General features: G+C 33.8%; 1 pseudogene. It reads left to right on the top strand.

What is annotated here, in order from left to right:
• A pseudogene (locus tag ACSG5Z_RS32365) lies at positions 1–281 on the top strand (ABC transporter permease); the annotation flags it as partial.

Raw genomic sequence — 281 nt, 5'->3', positions numbered from 1 at the left:
ACGTAAAGATGCTGGCGCTATTATCTTTATTAAGTGCGGTAACATTATGTACGATTGGAATTAGTTCTAGTATGTATTATGGAGCGCAGAAGACAGCGGCATTAATGAATCCAGTTAGTTATGAATTTGTAACAACTGGAAAAGGATTAGATAAGAAAGTTAGAGAAGAAATTCAAAAGCATGAGTTAGAAATTAAAAATGAAACGTCTGTAGCTATGCTGTCTATGCAAGGGAAGATAGATGGAGAACAAAAATTAACAGGGTATTTAATAGGTAATGGT

It is taken from the genome of Bacillus pretiosus (assembly GCF_051294775.1).
Lineage (GTDB): Bacteria > Bacillota > Bacilli > Bacillales > Bacillaceae_G > Bacillus_A > Bacillus_A wiedmannii.
Note: the sequence above shows the minus strand (reverse complement) of the source record. Positions and strands in the feature narration are given on the sequence as shown.